Here is a 511-nt window from a genome sequence, read left to right as displayed (position 1 = left end):
ACCGAAGCTCGACCCCGCCCATGGGTGGGACACCCGTATCCAGCAGGAGCTGTTCTCGTCCTTGCTGCAGTAGCGGTTCCACGGGAACGACACCTTCACCCGGCCGTATTCGTCGGTGTAGATCTCCTGGCCCTTCGGCCCCGTCACCGTCGCGGTGTCCGGGCCCATGGTCTGCGGCCGGGGCGTCAGCCGCTGGGCGCGGAACGGCTGGTCCGACGGGTGCGTCTCGACCCGGATGCGCAGCACGTGGCTGCTCGACCCGCTGGCCGCCTCGTAGTCGTTGTCGCTGAACTGGTAGTGCGCCGCCACCACCAGGTATTCCCGGTTCTGGCTCGCGCTGGGGTGGCGTTCCAGGGTGAACAGGTAACCCGGCGCCAGTCCCCGCGCCCTCCCCGTCGCCTGGCCGCGCAGGTGCGCGCTCTGCAGCTCCTCGACCCGCACCCGGGCGTAGGCCTCGCCCTCGCCCAGGTTGGTGTAGCCGCCGGGGTAGTCGAAGATCTCGTAGCTGCCA

At 69.9% G+C, this 511-nt stretch carries 1 protein-coding gene; it reads right to left on the bottom strand.

The window, feature by feature from the left end; translation table 11 throughout:
- On the bottom strand, window positions 1–511 hold a 511-nt coding region (gene tssI, locus N5D30_RS26095), incomplete at both ends, for a type VI secretion system tip protein TssI/VgrG (protein WP_279911346.1).

The organism is Pseudomonas sp. GD03875, from assembly GCF_029840585.1.
Taxonomy (GTDB): domain Bacteria; phylum Pseudomonadota; class Gammaproteobacteria; order Pseudomonadales; family Pseudomonadaceae; genus Aquipseudomonas; species Aquipseudomonas paralcaligenes.
This window is presented reverse-complemented; position numbering and strand designations above follow the sequence as displayed.